This is a genomic window from Citrobacter sp. Marseille-Q5395, assembly GCF_947057495.1.
GTDB lineage: Bacteria > Pseudomonadota > Gammaproteobacteria > Enterobacterales > Enterobacteriaceae > Citrobacter > Citrobacter murliniae.
Genome location: NZ_CAMSEL010000001.1, coordinates 758310 through 777062, shown reverse-complemented (window position 1 = coordinate 777062; position 18753 = coordinate 758310). Strand labels below are relative to the sequence as shown.

17 protein-coding genes, 1 tRNA gene and 2 rRNA genes are annotated in these 18753 nt (G+C 49.1%); 4 read left to right on the top strand and 16 right to left on the bottom strand.

The features are described 5' to 3' along the window. Positions 1 to 5 precede the first annotated feature (5 nt). From rrf (OH663_RS03580) to rrf (OH663_RS03570), 3 genes are all read left to right on the top strand, one after another. Positions 6 to 121 (top strand): 5S ribosomal RNA (gene rrf, locus OH663_RS03580). 153 nt (positions 122 to 274) lie between these two features. Next, positions 275 to 350, top strand: a tRNA-Thr gene (locus OH663_RS03575). Positions 351 to 388: 38 nt separating this feature from the next. Then, a 5S ribosomal RNA gene (gene rrf, locus OH663_RS03570) occupies positions 389 to 504 on the top strand. Positions 505 to 609: 105 nt separating this feature from the next. On the opposite strand, the gene OH663_RS03565 is transcribed toward rrf (OH663_RS03570), so the two are convergent. The 7 genes from OH663_RS03565 to OH663_RS03535 form a co-directional block, all read right to left on the bottom strand. Beyond that, positions 610 to 1368: an amino acid ABC transporter ATP-binding protein gene (locus tag OH663_RS03565; RefSeq protein WP_045448233.1), complete on the bottom strand. Its 759-nt coding sequence runs from the start codon at positions 1366 to 1368 to the stop codon at positions 610 to 612. Positions 1369 to 1375: 7 nt separating this feature from the next. Further along, complete coding sequence (locus OH663_RS03560; protein WP_048220459.1) at positions 1376 to 2479, bottom strand: amino acid ABC transporter permease; 1104 nt, start codon at positions 2477 to 2479, stop codon at positions 1376 to 1378. A 9-nt stretch (positions 2480 to 2488) separates the two neighbouring features. After that, entirely contained in the window at positions 2489 to 3670 is a 1182-nt protein-coding gene (locus OH663_RS03555; protein WP_045448229.1) for an amino acid ABC transporter permease, read from the bottom strand. A 69-nt stretch (positions 3671 to 3739) separates the two neighbouring features. Then, a complete protein-coding gene (locus OH663_RS03550) occupies positions 3740 to 4765 on the bottom strand; it encodes an amino acid ABC transporter substrate-binding protein (RefSeq protein ID WP_045448227.1) in 1026 nt (341 codons plus the stop codon). A gap of 441 nt (positions 4766 to 5206) precedes the next feature. After that, the gene (locus tag OH663_RS03545; RefSeq protein ID WP_003025292.1) at positions 5207 to 5428 is read right to left on the bottom strand and encodes a lipoprotein; all 222 of its coding nucleotides are present in this window, start codon (positions 5426 to 5428) and stop codon (positions 5207 to 5209) included. Positions 5429 to 5689: 261 nt separating this feature from the next. Then, positions 5690 to 8803 (bottom strand): efflux RND transporter permease subunit, encoded by a 3114-nt coding sequence (locus OH663_RS03540; protein ID WP_045448225.1) that lies wholly within the window; start codon positions 8801 to 8803, stop codon positions 5690 to 5692. 11 nt (positions 8804 to 8814) lie between these two features. Then, positions 8815 to 9978, bottom strand: a complete 1164-nt coding sequence (locus tag OH663_RS03535; protein ID WP_048220461.1) for an efflux RND transporter periplasmic adaptor subunit — start codon at positions 9976 to 9978, stop codon at positions 8815 to 8817. Between the two features lie 412 nt (positions 9979 to 10390). On the opposite strand from OH663_RS03535, the gene envR reads away from it, so the two are divergent. Further along, a complete protein-coding gene (envR, locus tag OH663_RS03530) occupies positions 10391 to 11047 on the top strand; it encodes an acrEF/envCD operon transcriptional regulator (RefSeq protein WP_200010101.1) in 657 nt (218 codons plus the stop codon). Positions 11048 to 11099: 52 nt separating this feature from the next. On the opposite strand, the gene OH663_RS03525 is transcribed toward envR, so the two are convergent. The 9 genes from OH663_RS03525 to accB form a co-directional block, all read right to left on the bottom strand. Further along, the gene (locus tag OH663_RS03525; protein ID WP_003025279.1) at positions 11100 to 11264 is read right to left on the bottom strand and encodes a DUF2556 family protein; all 165 of its coding nucleotides are present in this window, start codon (positions 11262 to 11264) and stop codon (positions 11100 to 11102) included. 82 nt (positions 11265 to 11346) lie between these two features. After that, positions 11347 to 12231, bottom strand: a complete 885-nt coding sequence (yhdJ, locus tag OH663_RS03520) for an adenine-specific DNA-methyltransferase (RefSeq protein ID WP_200010118.1) — start codon at positions 12229 to 12231, stop codon at positions 11347 to 11349. Between the two features lie 87 nt (positions 12232 to 12318). Further along, on the bottom strand, positions 12319 to 12615 hold the full coding sequence (fis, locus tag OH663_RS03515) for a DNA-binding transcriptional regulator Fis (RefSeq protein WP_000462905.1): 297 nt from the start codon (positions 12613 to 12615) through the stop codon (positions 12319 to 12321). Positions 12616 to 12640: 25 nt separating this feature from the next. After that, complete coding sequence (dusB, locus tag OH663_RS03510; RefSeq protein ID WP_200010100.1) at positions 12641 to 13606, bottom strand: tRNA dihydrouridine synthase DusB; 966 nt, start codon at positions 13604 to 13606, stop codon at positions 12641 to 12643. Between the two features lie 360 nt (positions 13607 to 13966). Then, entirely contained in the window at positions 13967 to 14848 is an 882-nt protein-coding gene (gene prmA, locus OH663_RS03505; protein WP_048220462.1) for a 50S ribosomal protein L11 methyltransferase, read from the bottom strand. Between the two features lie 11 nt (positions 14849 to 14859). Further along, positions 14860 to 16311, bottom strand: a complete 1452-nt coding sequence (gene panF / locus OH663_RS03500; protein ID WP_048220463.1) for a sodium/pantothenate symporter — start codon at positions 16309 to 16311, stop codon at positions 14860 to 14862. Then, positions 16301 to 16543 (bottom strand): YhdT family protein, encoded by a 243-nt coding sequence (locus OH663_RS03495; protein ID WP_048220464.1) that lies wholly within the window; start codon positions 16541 to 16543, stop codon positions 16301 to 16303. The genes panF and OH663_RS03495 overlap by 11 nt, the downstream gene beginning before the upstream one ends. 108 nt (positions 16544 to 16651) lie before the next feature. Beyond that, positions 16652 to 18001 (bottom strand): acetyl-CoA carboxylase biotin carboxylase subunit, encoded by a 1350-nt coding sequence (accC, locus tag OH663_RS03490; RefSeq protein ID WP_045448212.1) that lies wholly within the window; start codon positions 17999 to 18001, stop codon positions 16652 to 16654. Between the two features lie 10 nt (positions 18002 to 18011). After that, positions 18012 to 18482 (bottom strand): acetyl-CoA carboxylase biotin carboxyl carrier protein, encoded by a 471-nt coding sequence (accB, locus tag OH663_RS03485; RefSeq protein WP_045448210.1) that lies wholly within the window; start codon positions 18480 to 18482, stop codon positions 18012 to 18014. Positions 18483 to 18753 lie beyond the last annotated feature (271 nt).

Genomic DNA, 18753 nt, shown 5'->3' with positions numbered 1-18753 from the left:
ATTTGCCTGGCGGCTGTAGCGCGGTGGTCCCACCTGACCCCATGCCGAACTCAGAAGTGAAACGCCGTAGCGCCGATGGTAGTGTGGGGTCTCCCCATGCGAGAGTAGGGAACTGCCAGGCATCAAATTAAGAAGTATGGCATTGACCTTTGAGGCAGTTCACTACTCGATAAGAGAGTAGGACAAAAGCGAGAGCTTTTGAACGTTGCGAAGCAACGGCCCGAAGGGTGGATCACGCAGTGATTCATAAACTGCCAGGCATCAAATTTAGTGTGCTGATATGGCTCAGTTGGTAGAGCGCACCCTTGGTAAGGGTGAGGTCCCCAGTTCGACTCTGGGTATCAGCACCAGTTTTTAGGTTAAAGTTCGGCGCTTAGAAAAGAATTTGTCTGGCGGCTGTAGCGCGGTGGTCCCACCTGACCCCATGCCGAACTCAGAAGTGAAACGCCGTAGCGCCGATGGTAGTGTGGGGTCTCCCCATGCGAGAGTAGGGAACTGCCAGGCATCAAATAAGTGGAAAGGCCCATCCGTCAGGATGGGCCTTTTTGCATTTGCGAATTGTGGAGTATGCCGGATGGCGGCGTAAACAGCTTATCCGGCTTGCAGGTTTTAATGTATGACCTGTGATAAAAACGCTCGGGTACGCTCGGATTTCGGATGGGCAAAAAATTCGTCTGGTGGCGCCTGTTCAACAATCTCGCCAAGATCCATAAAGATCACCCTGTCTGCAACTGTTCGGGCAAACCCCATTTCATGAGTAACACAAAGCATTGTCATTCCCGATTGCGCCAGGCCTATCATGGTATCGAGTACTTCTTTTACCATTTCAGGGTCCAGTGCTGATGTGGGCTCATCGAACAACATGATTTTGGGTTTCATGCACAGTGAACGCGCAATGGCCACGCGCTGTTGCTGCCCACCGGAAATTTGTCCAGGGTATTTATGCGCATGTTCAGCAATACGCACTCGTTCAAGGTAGTGCATTGCCAGAGCTTCAGCCTCTTTCTTTGGCATCTTCTGAACCCAGACAGGAGCCAGTGTGCAGTTTTGCAGGACTGTTAAATGAGGAAAGAGATTAAAGTGTTGAAAGACCATTCCAACTTCTTGTCTGACGCGTTCAATATTGCGGATGTCCTCATTGAGCTCAATTCCATCTACAACAATACGCCCTTGCTGATGCTCTTCCAGATGGTTAATACAACGGATCGTTGTTGATTTACCGGATCCAGAAGGTCCGCATAATACGATACGTTCTCCCTGTTTTACCTCCAGGTTTATGTTTTTCAGAACGTGAAACTGTCCATACCATTTGTTGACGTTTTCCAGCGTAATCATCGCGTCGTTAGATTGTATTAATAATTGGCTCATAATTTCCTCAGTGCGGTGTACGCCCGGTGTTAAAACGTTTTTCCAGATGCTGGCTATAACGTGACATGCTGAAGCAGAAAACCCAGTAAATCAGCGCGGCAAAAACATATCCTTCTGTCGACATACCAAGCCAGGCAGGGTCGACGGTGGCTTGTTGTACGCTGCTGAAAAGGTCAAACAGACCGATAATAATGACCAGACTGGTATCCTTGAAGAGGGCGATGATCGTGTTAACCAGGCCGGGGATAACCAGTTTGAGGGCTTGCGGAAGTATGACCAGCCCTTGGGTTTTCCAGTAGCCAAGCGCCAGTGATTCGGCGGCTTCATACTGGCCTTTCGGGAGGGCCTGCAATCCCCCACGCACCACCTCTGCGACATAAGCTGACTGGAAAAGAATTACACCGACCAGCGCCCGAATAAGTTTGTCGATGCTGGTGCCTTCCGACATAAACAGCGGGAGCATGACTGACGACATAAACAGGACAGTGATCAGCGGCACACCACGCCAGAACTCAATGAAAATGACGGATAAAACCCGCACGACAGGCATATGGGAACGGCGCCCCAACGCCAGTAAGATCCCCCATGGGAGCGCGCCTGCAATACCAACAGAGGCTATGATCAGGGTGAGTGTCAGTCCACCCCACTGGCGTGTTTCCACGCGATCGAGACCGAGAAAACCACCGTACAACAGCCACCAGACGATAACCGGATAAACCACCGCCCAGACGGCGATATAGCGACCACGATGAGGTATCGCTTTCCAGAACATCGGTGCGATAGAGAGTAGGCCGATAATCAGAGCCAGATTAACCCGCCAGCGCTGATCGTGTGGATAGAGCCCATACATGAATTGTCCGAAGCGTTCATGGATAAACACCCAGCACGCTCCCGCTTTTGTACAATCTGCCCGGGTAGAACCTATCCAGTTGGCCTGCAGAAATGCCCAGTTCAGCAATGGGGGAATGAACATCCACATGAGCCATATGCATAACAGAGTGAGCAAACTGTTTGACCAACTGGAAAATAGATTTTTACGCACCCAAAATATCACGCGGCCAGCATGATTACTGCTCTGGCGCGAGGGGTGAGACAGTAGTGCTTTTGTCATCATGATTCCTTAGCGCTCAATGAGTGCGATACGACGGTTGTATATATTCATTAACAGAGAAATGCTCAGACTGATGATCAGGTAAACCGACATAGTGATGGCGATGGTTTCAATGGCCTGCCCGGTTTGATTCAGTACGGTTCCGGCAAACAGTGAAACCATATCCGGGTAGCCAATGGCGGCAGCAAGGGATGAATTCTTTACGATATTCAGATACTGGCTGGTCAGTGGTGGAATGATGACACGGAGCGCCTGCGGGATGATCACCTGACGGAGCGTTACCGGATTGGGAAGGCCCAAAGAACGGGCTGCTTCATGTTGACCATAAGGAACAGCCTGAATACCGGCCCGAATAATTTCTGCAATAAATGCAGATGTATACACTGAAAGCGCCAGTGTTAACGCCGCCAGTTCTGGGATAAGTACCATGCCGCCGCGGAAGTTAAAACCGCGCAGTTCGGGTATATCCCAGTGGAGCGCTGCGCCAAAAATCCATTGTGAAATCATCGGCAAAAACACGATCAGCGCCAGTGCTGTTGGCCACGTTCTGCGTAATTGACCTGTTTTTGTCTGGTACATTTTATTGAAACGAAATAGCCCAATAGTTACGACTGCAGCAATCATGAGTGCAGCGCAAAAGGCAAAAAGACCTTCTCCCATCTGCGGCGCCGGAATATAGAGTCCCCGGTTACTCAGGAAAACGAGATCCAGCGCACTGACGGCCTGACGGGGACCCGGCAAATTGCGTAGTACGGCAAAATACCAAAAGAAGATTTGCAGCAGCGGCGGAATATTGCGGAACGTTTCGATATAAATTGTAGATAGCTTACGCAGCAACCAGTTATCTGACAAACGTGCCAGTCCAAGAAAGAAGCCGAGAAATGAAGCAAAAACAATACATAGTGCTGAGACAAGCAGCGTATTAAGCAGACCGACCAGAAAGACACGTCCATAAGTATCGCCCTGCTCATAATCAATCAGATGTTGAACAATACCAAATCCGGCACTGCGATCGAGAAAAGAGAACCCCGAGGTGATACCGCGACTGCTTAGGTTATTAATCGTATTGTGAATGAGATAGATCGCAATGCTAACGACCGCGATGATGGCAAGAATTTGAAATAACCAGGCGCGGACCGCAGGGTTAGAAAAGGAGAGTGATCCTTTTACGGTTGAGCGGCGATGGTACATAAGAAAACCTCGGTAACAATGACTCTGGGTTGAGCGCCGCAGTTGCGGCGCCCGTTACATCACTTCGCATTAGCGCACCGGTGGCGCATACTGAATGCCGCCGTTATTCCAGAGGTTGTTTTGCCCACGTTTGATCTTTAGTGGACTTTCCGATCCCACGTTACGTTCAAAGATCTCCGAATAGTTTCCTACCTGCTTAATAATGTTGTAAGCCCATTTATTATCCAGCTTCAGATCTTTACCATAGTCTCCCTCTTTGCCTAACAGGTGTGCCATATCCGGTGTTGCGGGATTAGCGGCTTTTTCATCAACGTTTTTCGAGTTAACACCCATCTCTTCAGCATTCAACATGGCAAACAGCGTCCAGCGAACAATAGAGAACCATTCATCATCGCCGCGGCGTACGACAGGCCCCAGTGGTTCTTTAGAGATTACTTCTGGCAGAACAATCCATTCTGAAGGGTTGCTCAATTTGATTCGCAGGGCATACAACTGAGACTGGTCGGAAGCAAGCGTATCGCAGCGGCCTGATTCCAGAGCCTTAGCGGATTCATCGGAGCGATCGAAGGTGACGGGGGTATACTTCATATTGTTGGCCTTAAAATAATCGGCCACGTTCAGTTCAGTATCCGTGCCTGCCTGAATACAAACCGTTGCACCATCGAGTTCTTTTGCGCTCTTCAGACCCGCTTTGTTGTGGGTAAGAAAGCCAATGCCATCGTAATAAGTCACGCCAGTAAAGGACATCCCCATTCCTGCATCACGTGAGGAGGTCCATGTGGTATTACGGGAGAGCATATCGACTTCACCAGACTGTAAAGCGGTGAAGCGTTCTTTAGCGGTGAGCGGGGTGTATTTTACTTTCGTGTCATCACCAAATACGGCCGAGGCAACACCACGACATACATCTACATCAATACCTGAAAACTTACCGCTTGCATCGGCATAGGAAAAGCCTGGTAAGCCGTCACTGATTCCGCATTGCACAAATCCTTTTTTCTTTACGGCATCAAGCGTTGCGCCGGCATGTGCCTGATTTGTAATCGCAAGCAGCACGCCGGCCGCAGCCAGGCTGGCTATTATCATCTTTTTCATAGAGCATCCTGTGTGGAGGAATTATTGTTATGGAAACATCTTTTACCTGTCTGTGGCTTTGGCCATACTCTTTTAAGCAAAGGTAGTGCCAGGTTTTTGCGCTCGAATATTCGGCGCAATAAGCAGAGTGTAGACAGGAAAAAATAAATGCAGCGCCCTGAAGTGGTGCAAAATTGAAACGTACGCCACATTTCAGCGCAAAAATTTAAACAGGATGCCTGATAACAATTTCGGGCGTGAATATTGACCGCGTGAGAATAATGATAAGAAGACGTGTTGTTACGAAAAGCTGAAAAAATGCTAATTTTAAGTCGTGAATATGTGAGGAAAATCTATAATAATTTTATTTCAGGGCCAAAGCTTTAAACCATCATTTTGTCTTATATAAAGATATCTTCTTTATTGTTAAAAGCGCGGCTATTACCGCGCTTTTAACATGATTTATTTCGTCAAGGCAACTATCCCAAGTGTCAGACCGGCAACAGCGGCTGCACCACCGGCGATCGCACCTGCTGTTTCCCAGTTATCCTGCGTGGTGCCTTTCATACAGGTATTGGTATGAACCAGACGGCCCTGGTCGTCATATACAGGTACGCAAGGAGAATCGTGTGCACAGCCCGCCAGAAATGCTGTAAGCAATGCAACGGATATTAATCTTTTCATGGTGTTACCTCTAAAATAAACGTTTCGCTAAAAAAGCAAAGACAGGCGCTAAGCTATCTGCGAAATCGAGGGTTATTTTACCACTTCTTAAAAAAAGACTGACATGAGGAATAATCTCAATTCATGTGGATTGTAAACATAATGAATAGATCGGGGAATTTTGGAACCATGTGCTAAAAAAAAAGAATGGCTATCTTATTAATAAATAAAGAGGTCATTATCAGGTAAAAAAGGCGCCCGGAGACGCCTTTATTTTACAATTTAATCGCGATGCTGGCTAAAACGCCGTTTAACGACAACAAAAAAGACGGGAACGAAGAAGATCGCCAACAATGTAGCCGTGAGCATGCCCCCCATAACACCTGTGCCGACGGCATTCTGCGCACCGCTACCTGCACCATTACTGATAACCAGAGGCATAACCCCCAGAATAAAGGCCAGAGATGTCATCAGGATAGGACGCAGACGCATACGGGAGGCCTCCAGAGTCGCCTCAATCAACCCTTTGCCCTCTTTATCCATCAGGTCTTTAGCAAATTCGACAATCAGGATGGCGTTTTTGGCAGAGAGGCCGATAGTTGTTAACAGGCCGACCTGGAAGTACACATCGTTATTCATCCCGCGAAGCGATGCCGCCAGCAGCGCACCAACGACACCGAGCGGGACGACAAGCATGACGGAGAATGGAATCGACCAGCTCTCATACAGTGCTGCAAGGCAAAGGAAGACAACGATTAGCGAGATGGCATACAACGCTGGTGCCTGGTTACCTGACAGTCGTTCCTGATAGGACATTCCCGTCCAGTCATGGCCAATACCGTTAGGCAGTTTTTCCGCCAGGCTTTCCATCAGCGCCATTGCTTCACCGGTACTTTTGCCTGGTGCCGCTTCGCCTAACAGCTCCATAGATGGCATACCGTTGTAGCGTTCCAGTCTCGGTGAGCCGTAAATCCAGTGCGCTGAACTGAATGTGGAGAAAGGTACCATTTCGCCATTGGCGCTGCGAACATACAGATTATTGATGTCTTCCGGCAACATACGAAATTTTGCATCTGCCTGAACATACACTTTTTTCACGCGACCGCGGTCAATGAAATCATTGACGTAGTAGCCGCCCAGCGCAGCGGAGATGGTTTCGTTAATATCTGACAAGGAAACACCAAGCGCTTGCGCTTTTTCCTGATCAACATCCAGCTTAAACTGCGCAGTATCCTCAAGGCCGTTGGGGCGTACACGTACCAGCAAATCAGGATGTTGTGCCACCATGCCCAGCAGCTGATTACGTGCCTGCGTTAAGGCTGAGTGTCCCAGCCCTCCCTGATCAATCAGCTCAAAATCGAAGCCGGTTGCGGTGCCCAATTCAACAATGGCTGGCATGTTGAAGGGGAATACCAGGCCATCACGAATCTGACTAAATGCCCGAGTTGCTCGGGCAATTACAGATTCAACGTTATTCTCATCGCCGCTACGCTCTTCCCAGGGTTTGAGGCTGACAAATGCCATCCCTGAGTTTTGCCCCTGTCCACTGAAGCTAAAGCCGTTAACCGTAAAGACGCTTTTGACGTTGGCTTTCTCATTATTCAGATAGTAGTGGGTAACTTGATCCAGCACTTTCTGAGTACGCTCTTGTGTTGCACCGGCTGGTAGCTGAATCATCGTCAGGAACACACCCTGATCTTCCTCTGGCAGGAAGGAGGTAGGCAGGCGTATAAACAGCACCGCCATGCCAATAACAATGATCAGATAGACCGCCAGATAGCGACCCGTTTTACGAATTATACCGCTGACGCTATTGGTGTAGTGGTTGACGCTGTAATCGAATTTGGTATTAAACCAGCCAAAGAAACCACTTTTTTTCTCGTGGTGCTCTGCAGATACCGGCTTGAGCAATGTTGCACAAAGGGCGGGAGTCAGAATCAACGCCACCAGTACTGAAAGCGCCATTGCAGAAACAATAGTAATAGAGAACTGTCGGTAAATTGCCCCGGTTGAACCTCCAAAGAAGGCCATTGGGATAAACACCGCAGATAGCACCATGGCAATACCAACCAGCGCCCCCTGTATTTGTGACATGGATTTTTCTGTCGCTTCTCTGGGCGGCAGATTGTCTTCCATCATCACGCGCTCCACGTTTTCTACTACGACTATCGCATCATCGACCAGCAGGCCGATGGCGAGTACCATGCCGAACATTGTCAGGGTGTTTATCGAGTAGCCAAATGCAGCAAGTACGGCGAATGTCCCCAACAGCACCACAGGCACAGCGATAGTCGGAATTAGCGTTGCGCGAATGTTTTGCAGAAACAGGTACATCACCAGGAAAACCAGTACGATCGCTTCAAACAGCGTTTTTACCACCTCGTGAATAGAGATGGTAACAAACGGTGTGGTGTCGTACGGATAGACTACCTGCATTCCCTGAGGGAAGAACGGCTGTAATTCAGTCAGTTTTGCTTTGATTGCGTTGGCGGTATCCAGAGCGTTTGCACCGGTTGCCAGCTTAATACCCAGACCGGATGCCGGTTTACCGTTAATACGAGCAACGACGTTGTAGTTTTCACCCCCCAACTCAATGCGTGCAACGTCCTTGAGGTGAACAACAGAACCGTCGCTGTTCACGCGTAAGGTCACTTTGCCAAACTCTTCAGGATCTTTCAGTCGCGTTTGCGCAATGATAGAGGCGTTGAGCTGTTGGTTAGGTAAGGCAGGTGTCCCCCCTAACTGACCTGCGGCGATCTGGTCGTTTTGTACTTTCAACTGGTTAATGACATCAACCGGCGTGAGTTGATACTTGTTCAATAAATTCGCATCCAGCCAGATACGCATGGCGTACTGCGCGCCAAACAGCTGCACGTCACCTACGCCGTTCAGCCGGCTGATAGAGTCTTTAATGTTGGAAGCGACATAGTCAGAGATGTCATCCTGAGTTGTCTGCGGGTTGTCAGAAACAAACCCCGCGACCATCAAAAAGCTGCTACTTGATTTCTCAACGGCGATACCCTGCTGTTGAACTTCTTGAGGCAGTAAAGGTGTCGCGAGCTGCAGTTTGTTTTGTACCTGAACCTGTGCGATATCGGGATCGGTGCCGGACTGGAACGTTAACGTAATGGTTACGCTCCCGGCCGAATCGCTGGTGGAGGACATATACATCAGGTTATCGATACCGTTCATGTTTTGTTCGATAACCTGCGTTACGGTATCCTGCACCGTCTGTGCATCCGCGCCTGGGTAGGTCGCAGAAATCGCTACGGCAGGGGGGGCAATAGTTGGGTACTGCGCCACGGGCAGTTGCATGATTGCCAGAGCGCCCGCCATCATCAGAATGATGGCCAGTACCCAGGCAAAGATAGGTCGCCTAATAAAAAAGTTTGCCATGTCCGGTTACCTTATTGTGTGGCTTTCGCGGCTGGAGTTTCGGTATCGGCGGTCGCTTTTACCTGCACTCCCGGACGAGCTTTTTGTAATCCGCTGACGATAACTTTGTCGCCCGGTTGTAAGCCTTCGCTTATGAGCCATTTGTCACCAATGGCTTGTACGGCCACAACGGCATGAGCTTCGACCTGGTTCTTATCATTGACGACCATCACGGTTGCATCTCCGCGAGGTGTACGTGTCACACCCTGTTGTGGAACAAGAATGGCGTTAGGTTGGATACCTTCATCGATGCGGGCGCGTACAAACATGCCTGGCAGTAGAGAGTGCTGTGGGTTAGGGAAAACGGCTCTCAGGGTGATGGATCCGGTACTCTCGTCAACCGTCACGTCAGAAAATTGCAAAGAGCCTTTCAGCGGGTATGACTGGCCATTCTCCATCACCAGTTCAACGGTACTGCTGGTGTTGTCTTTATGTAGGCTACCTTGTGCAACAGACTGTTTGAGCCGCATAAAATCGCTACTGGACTGCGTCACGTCGACGTAAATGGGATCAAGCTGTTGCACAGTGGCTAACGCTGTCGCCTGACCATTGGTAACTAACGCACCTTCGGTAACGTTAGATTTACCGATACGTCCGCTAATAGGCGATGTCACTTTGGTGTAAGCGAGATTGATACGAGCGCTTTCGACCGCAGCTTTGGCGGCGATGACGGAGGCGTCGGCCTGACGAGCATCAGCAATGGCTTGATCGTACTCTTGCTGGCTGATGTACTTTGTTCCGACCAACGGGACATAACGTTTTACTGTTAAATGGGCGATAGCCGCTGCGGCCTCGCTTTTTGCCAGTTCACCTTTGGCGCTATCATAGTCGGCCTGATAAGTTGCGGGATCAATCTGATAAAGCGACTTGCCTGCTTCAACATCACTCCCTTCAGTGAAATTCCTTTTCAGCACAATCCCGCTGACCTGAGGGCGAACTTCTGCAATACGGAAGGCTGTTGTACGGCCCGGCAATTCAGTCGTAACGGCTAAGGGGGCAGATTCCACAACATGGACAGTAACCTGTGGCTCGGCAGGATGAGTTTGTGTTTCTCCCTGATCGTTACAACCGGCGAGTAATGCAGTGGAGATGATAATGAATGAGGGCAGGAGTGAGAGCCTGGCATTTTTCGTCATTACTTTTCCTTAAAAACCGAAAGCTCGTTATTTACCGGATAACGGCAAGGCGATAACGCGCGCAAATAAAATAATAGTTGGCTATCCTACAAATTATTAGCTTGCGATGTAAGTAATACTTATTTTGCTGTACGATGCACGGCACATAAAAACAAAAAAAGATTAATCAGCTACCTTTTCGTTAGCAGGAAGTATGCAATGACCTGATGCAGGTAAACACATGTTGAAATAAACATTTGCCCAATGAATATATTAACTAATTTTTATTTGTTTTGATTATTTATGTATGTTGCACGTAATGAAATATTTTAGAACTCGTCTAAATAAATGCGAAGTGATACATTTGCTCCATATGGCAAATATTTGATAAGAAAGTTTATCAATTCCTATTCTGTCCCAGGCATTTGAAACCATGGCTAAAAAAACGAAAGCTGATGCCCTCAAAACACGACAGCATCTCATTGAAACAGCGATTGTACAGTTTGCTCTACGTGGTGTAGGCAATACGACGCTAAACGACATTGCGGATGCCGCCAACGTGACGCGAGGCGCAATCTATTGGCATTTCGAAAATAAGATCCAACTGTTTAATGAGTTATGGCTACAGCAACCCCCTTTGCGCGATCTTATTCAGGACAGACTCATTGGACGCTCGGGTAATAATCCGTTACAGCGATTGCGAGAAAAACTGGTCGTTGGTTTGCAGTATATTGCTGAGATACCTCGTCAGCAGGCATTAATGCAGATTCTATATCATAAGTGTGAATTCAATAGCGATATGATATCAGAGCAGGAAATTCGCGATAAAATAGGACTAAGTCATCAGAGTATCCGTAAATCTTTACAGGAATGTATGGATGAAAACCTTATCGCAAGCAGTCTGGATTTAGACGTTATTATAATTATTCTCCATGGGAGTTTCAGTGGGATAATAAAAAACTGGCTAATGAATCCAGCAAGTTATGATCTGTATGGGCAAGCGCCGGTATTAGTGGATAACGTATTAAAAATGCTAAGCCCTGATGGCTGTGTGATGCAGTTGATCAAGAGTGAAAATCAGGTTGGGTAGTTTCAGCCGCCATAGCCTGACGGCTGCTATAAAACATCTTTTACCGTGCGTGCTATTCGAGGTCGACGCAGTTGACCAGCTTGAGGGGATTCACTGAATTCATATTCCGGCACTTATCGTGCTCTGTTGTCATCAACTCTATCCACTGTATGAGCAGCGCATCAAAAAGAAAAACGAAGACCGCAAAAACAACCAGCCACCAATACTTGCGAATCATTACCAAATCCTGTGTATTCATGCCCAAGTGTGCTGGGAATATACACGAAATCCAAAAGCTGAAAAGCAGACTTACAATGCTTTTACTTTGTTGAGATCTTGCCGCTATTTTCAGTTAATCGACTCTTTTTAGACCGATTATTGGTCTTTCGCTTTTTTATCTTTGCAAGCTCATTCTCTGAAAAATGGGAGCTGACACCCAGTCTCCTGAGTCCCATTTTTACGTATTCATCATTGATCTCAATCCCAACGAATTTGCGACCCAGTTCCACTGCAGTAGCCCCGGTGGTGAAACTGCCTGCAAACGGATCTAACACCACGTCATCTGAGTTAGAGGATGCCAGAATGATACGCTCTAACAGGGCCTTAGGTTTTTGGGTTGGATGATTTTCGTATTCATCCATCAGGTAGCGAACGCGCGGGAACTCCCAAACATTGCCAGGTACTTTTTTCTGATTGTACGGCTGGGGCGGGTTCTTTCTGTAATCGATAAGCGCGCGTTTGGCTCCTGTTTTGGCTTCAACCAGAATATCATCACGATTAAACGTATAGCTTTTCTGATCTTTTACCATCATCAGGATCGGTTCATACATGGAACCAAAGAAGTTTTTGGCCTGGACTGCAGAGCTATCATATGACCACACAATGCGACTTTTAATGGTAAAAAGCTGTCTGCATTTGAGGTCGATATACGGCATGTTCTCTGTGCTGTTCATGATGTACATAGTGCCTTGTGGCTTAAGAATGCGATGGCACTCTTCAATACACTCAAACAACCAGACTAGGAAGGTCTCTTCGTCCCAGGATTCCACCATTCCGTCAAAGTCTTTGCCGATGTTATAAGGTGGGTCGGCAAAAATGAGATCGACGCTTTCGGGTGCGAGCTTTTGCAGTTCAGTTAGCGCATCACCCTGGATTATCTTTTTCGATTCATCGCCAAAATAGACAGGTTCACATCTCGCCTTCATCGCCAAAGCCTCCGTGTGATGCAAATAAAAAAGGCGCTTCCCCATGCCGAGTAGCGCCTTTTAAAACAAACATATCGCTGATTAGTATCAGTTCATGCCGTATTTTTTCAGTTTTTTACGCAGCGTACCACGGTTGATGCCCATCATCAGGGCAGCACGGGTCTGGTTACCGCGGGTGTATTGCATCACCATGTCCAACAGGGGCTGTTCTACTTCAGCCAGTACCAGCTCATAGAGATCATTAACATCCTGACCATTCAGTTGAGCAAAATAGTTCTTCAGTGCCTGTTTAACCGAGTCACGCAGGGGTTTTTGAGTTACCTGATCCTGAGAGTTAACGGTAGAAACGGTCAGTACGTCAGAATTTACGCGTTGTTCGAACATAGTTCTGTCAGCTCTTTATTTCTGTTTACGCAAAATTTTCGAAGTATGCCTCCAACGCCGCCAGCTGTTCGCTGGAATCTTCAATGGCGTTGAATGTGCGCCGAAACTGGTCATTTGGAGCGTGTTCCTGGAGATACCAGGATACGTGTTTACGCGCAATTCGGTACCCTTTTGCCTGACCATAAAAGTCATGCAGTTCCCGAACGTGCGCACAAAGCAAGCGCTTCACCTCTGCCAGAGGCAGCGGGGGCAGCAGCTCCCCAGTGTCCAGATAATGCTGGATTTCCCGAAAGATCCAGGGTCTTCCCTGAGCTGCACGTCCTATCATCAGGGCATCCGCCCCCGTATAGTCGAGCACAGCTCTGGCTTTATGCGGGTCAGTAATGTCGCCATTCGCGATAACCGGAATGGAAACTTTCTGCTTAACTGCCCGAATACTGTCGTACTCAGCATCTCCATTGAACAAACAGGCGCGGGTGCGTCCATGAATGGTCAGAGCCTGAATGCCACAGTCTTCAGCCAGTTGGGCAATCTCTACGCAGTTACGGTGTTCCGGAGCCCAGCCGGTGCGAATCTTGAGTGTGACAGGAACGTCCACTGCATTGACGACCTCGGTTAGTATCGACTTCACTAGATCCGGGTGCTGCAAGAGGGCTGAACCTGCGAGCTTACGATTCACTTTTTTAGCCGGACACCCCATATTGATATCAATAATTTGGGCGCCGCTTTCCACGTTAATACGTGCGGCATCGGCCATCTCAACAGGATCGCTGCCGGCAATTTGCACCGTGCGAATTCCTGGCTCATCAACGTGCACCATACGTAAACGAGACTTGTCGCTTTCCCAAACTTGTGGGTTAGAAGACATCATCTCGGATACCGTCAATCCTGCTCCCATCTCATAACACAGCGTCCTGAATGGTCTGTCAGTGATGCCAGCCATAGGTGCTGCGATCAGGCGATTTCTGAGCTGATATTGTCCGATGCGCATGAGTTAAGAAATGACCATACTGTGACTGCAAGGCGGCGTATATTACGCATTTTTTGCACGAGATGAAAGGCCAAACTTTGACCAATCCCCTGAGGTGGATCAATGAATTGCTGGTTGAGTGGACAGTTTCAAAATAAAGTATTTAATAATCATGCGGATACAATAAATCGGTAATTTGGCATCCATTTATAAATTCCGAAAACTTCTCTTTTTTTATTACTATCAGGGTAAGTTGAACAGGATAAAACGCTGTCTTTATGAACAAATAATGGCTTTCGAATGCGATCTCGCTCTCATTTCCGCAAATCCTTTTGCGAAAAAAAGAGCGATCTTAACGTTACCAACGGTAACGAAAGGGGACTATTTCTTCTTACCGGTAATACGACACCACTCTTCTTTCTCGACAACCGGATCGAGTGTAAAGAGATCGGCATAGGCTTCACAGACGCTTTCCGCCTGGCTGGCAAGAATACCGGAAAGGCCCAATAAGCCACCCTCAACGGGCAGTACGCTGATTAATGGTGCCAATTCACGCAATGGGCCGGCGAGGATGTTTGCGACCACTACATCGGCTTTCATGGCCTCTGGCTGGTCTTTTGGCAGATAGAGCTCCAGGCGGTCAGAAACGCCGTTACGCTGTGCGTTATCGCGGCTCGCCTGGATGGCTTGAGGATCAATATCCACACCGATGGCTTTCGCCGCGCCCAGTTTCAGCGCTGCAATCGCCAGGATGCCGGAGCCACAGCCAAAGTCGATAACTGTTTTACCGTTAAGATCGAGGCTGTCGAGCCATTGCAGACACAGAGAGGTCGTTGGGTGAGTACCTGTGCCAAACGCCAGGCCAGGATCCAGCATCACGTTGACGGCGTTTTCGTCCGGCACATCGCGCCAGCTAGGGCAAATCCACAGACGTTCGCCAAAGCGCATTGGGTGGAAGTTATCCATCCATTCGCGCTCCCAGTCTTTATCTTCAAGCTGTTCGATTTTGTGCACGAAGCCAGTGCCCAACAGCGGGTGCTGTTCCAGAAGGGCAATAACTTCTTTCATGTCGGTTTCTGCGTCGAACAGGCCGATAACGTCGGTATCACCCCACAGGCGAGTTTCGCCCGGCAGCGGTTCAAACACCGGAGTATCATGTGTATCCTGGAAGGTGATAGAAACGGCACCCGCTTCCATCAGTGCATCACTTAACTCTTCAGCGTTTGCACCGCTCGTGTTCAGTTTCAGTTGGATCCATGGCATGGCAAAACTCTTTATTTATCAGTAGTCAATATGACGGCTTGCGGGGCGGCAGAACCAAAACGGTTTCCGACCAGGAAAGCCAGCAAACTTAGCAGTAACGAAGGCACAATCGGATGGAAGCCCAGATACTGAACGTTAAAGGTGGCGAGTACGGCATAGAGTACCCCACCGACAATCATGGCGCTCAATGCACCTGTCGCATTCGCTCGTTCCCAATACAGGCCAAGTACCAGAGGCCACAGGAAAACGGCTTCCAGGCCGCCGAACGCCAGCAGGTTAAGCCAGATAATCATCTCTGGCGGCTTCCAGGCAGCCAGCAACAGTAACGCCCCCAACAGCAGGGTGATCACCGCAGACATTCGCTTCAGGCGAGTTTCATTTTGTAGTTGTTCCGGGCGAAGGTTCAGGTAAAGATCTTTAATGATCGTAGCGGAACTTTGCAGCAATTGAGCATTGATCGTCGACATAATCGCTGCCATCGGTGCGGCGAGAAAGATACCGGCAGCAACAGGTGGCAAAACTTTTACCATCAGGGTAGGGATAACCAAATCCGGAACTGTCAGATCAGGGATTACCGCACGTCCCAGTGCGCCTGCCAGATGCATCCCAAACATCAGGATCGCCACCACAATGGTGCCAATGATAATCCCGCGATGTACGGCTTTACTGTCTTTATAGGAAATGCAGCGTACCGCCGTGTGCGGCAGACCAATCACCCCAAAGCACACCAGTACCCAGAATGATGTCATAAAGGTTGGAGACAGAATGTCATCAGCACCCTGCGGTGTCACCAGCTTAGGATCGATGGTTTGCAGGGTTTCTACTGCCTGACTGAGGCCGCCTGCGGCGTGGACTACGCCCACCAGCAAGACGATAGTACCAATCAGCATCACCATGCCCTGCATGGTGTCATTCAGCACGCTGGCGCGAAATCCGCCGAATGCCGTATATAACGCGATACTGATACCAAAGATCAGCAGGCCGGTTTCGTAAGGAATACCCGCAGCAGTCTCCAGCAAACGTGCGCCGCCGATGAATTGCACGGTCATCGCTCCGACAAAAGCCACCAGCAGGCTGAGGCTCGCCAGCCATACCAGTAAACGGCTCTGATAGCGGGCAAACAGCATATCATTGAGGGTTACGGCATTGTAACGGCGCGCCAGAATGGCGAATTTCTTACCGAGAATACCTAACGACAGCCAGACGGCAGGCAACTGGATCATTGCCAGCAATACCCATCCCAACCCGTATTTATATGCCGCGCCGGGGCCGCCAATAAACGAGCTTGCGCTAATGTAGGTTGCAGTTAGCGTCATGGCCAACACGACACCGCCCATGGAGCGACTGCCGAGGAAATACTCATTCAGGAAGGTGCCAGTCGTTCTCTTTCTCATTGCGTAAACGGAAAGACCAAACACCACCAGAAGATAGGCGACAAGCGGCAAAATGACTTCAAGCTGCATCGTCATCCTCCAGAGAAATATCGCGATAGATAAATTTCACCATTGCCCAACACAGCAAAATGAAAACCAATGGTGTCAGCAGACACGCCATCTCGAACCAGTGTGGCAAGCCGGTAAAGCCCAGTGTGGAATCTGGTAAGTAAGCGGTCACCAACCATGTGGCAAGATAGAAAAGGGTCAGCCACAGCGCCCAGCGCGCCTCTTTATGGGCCTGAACAAATCGAGCGTCCATTTTTTGTCCCTTGTGGATAAAGAAAGCGGGGATTGTACATTATGGGACGTACCGGAGGGGAGAAAAACAAAAGGCCGGGAATTCCCGGCCTTTTCAGTTAACGCGTGCTTACTTTTCCTGAAGTCCGAGTTTTTTCTCCAGGTAGTGGATATTAGAACCACCACGCTGGAAGTGCTCGTCATTCATGATGCGGATCTGCAGATCAACGTTAGTTTTGATGCCGTCGATGATCAGTTCCTGCAAGGCGTTTTTCATGCGGGCAATTGCCACGTCACGGTTTTCGCCATAGCAAATCAGTTTACCGATCATTGAGTCATAGTACGGAGGGACAGTGTAGCCTGCGTAAATGTGTGACTCCCAGCGCACACCAAAGCCACCCGGTGCGTGGAAACGCGTAATTTTACCCGGGCTTGGCAGGAAGGTGTTCGGGTCTTCGGCGTTGATACGGCATTCTACCGCATGGCCTTTAACTATAACTTCATCCTGCTTGATAGACAGCGGCTGACCCGCTGCAATACGCAACTGCTCTTTGATCAGGTCAACGCCGGTGATCATTTCGGTAACCGGATGTTCTACCTGGATACGGGTGTTCATTTCAATGAAGTAGAACTCACCGTTTTCAAACAGGAATTCGAAAGTACCCGCTCCACGGTAGCCGATATCAACACACGCTTTGGCGCAACGCTCGCCGATATAGCGACGCAGTTCCGGAGTAATGCCAGGTGCTGGCGCCTCTTCGACCACTTTCTGGTGACGACGCTGCATAGAGCAGTCGCGTTCTGCCAGATAAATCGCGTTACCCTGACCGTCTGCCAGCACCTGAATTTCGATGTGGCGTGGGTTTTCCAGGTATTTTTCCATGTAAACCATGTCGTTGTTGAAAGCGGCTTTCGCTTCAGCTTTCGTCATGGAAATGGATTGGGCCAGTTCAGCATCGCCGCGTACAACGCGCATACCGCGACCGCCGCCGCCGCCGGAAGCTTTGATAATTACCGGATAGCCGATGCGTTTGGCATGAGCGCGGTTAGCGTCCATATCATCGCCCAGCGGGCCGTCAGAGCCGGGAACGGTTGGTACGCCAGCTTTTTTCATCGCAGTAATGGCGGACACTTTGTCACCCATCAAGCGGATGGTATCGGCTTTTGGGCCAATGAAGATAAAGCCTGAGCGTTCTACCTGTTCAGCAAAGTTGGCGTTCTCAGAGAGGAAGCCATAACCCGGATGGATTGCCACCGCGCCGGTGATTTCAGCGGCGCTGATGATAGCCGGGATGTTCAGGTAACTTTTTACAGATGGAGCCGGGCCAATACAGACCGTTTCATCTGCCAGTAATACGTGTTTTAAATCGCGATCCGCGCTTGAGTGCACAGCGACGGTCTTGATGCCCAGTTCTTTACAGGCACGAAGAATACGCAAGGCAATCTCGCCGCGGTTGGCGATAACAATTTTATCCAACATGTTCGCCTCGTTACTCGATGACGACCAGCGGCTCGTCAAATTCTACCGGTTGACCACTTTCGACCAGGATCGCTTTCACCACACCGGATTTATCGGCTTCGATCTGGTTCATCATTTTCATGGCTTCAACGATGCACAGGGTATCGCCCGCATTCACTTTCTGACCCACTTCGATAAACGGTTTGGCGTCAGGACCCGGGGTGCGGTAGAAAGTACCAACCATCGGGGAACGTACGATGTGACCACTGATTTCCGCTGCGGCTGGGGCTTCCATGCTTGGAGTTGCAGTCTGAGCGACAGCGTTAGACAGAGCAGGTTGTTGCATCATTGGTGCAGCATAAGCCTGTTGCATCATTGGAAAACCTGCATTTGGCGCTGCACGGCTGATGCGTACAGATTCTTCGCCTTCAGAAATTTCCAGTTCGGAGATGCCTGATTCTTCAACCAGCTCGATCAGTTTTTTAATCTTACGAATATCCATGAGTGGGTTCCGTACTCTTTGTTTAGTGAGATTGTGACAGGCGTTTTATCGCCGTCTGTATAGCATTTGAATAACTGTTGGTGACAAGATGCCACGCATCTCTGGCGTTGCACTGCGTGCCGCAACCATTAAATGAGATTTCATGACTTGTCAGTCATTGTGTGGCTATCTTCTGCCATTTTCGGGTAAAAAACAAAATATACCTTCAATGCGCGATTGTCACCCTTTCAGCGGTGTAAAAACGCTCTCGGGGAAAGCAAGGTCGCACATT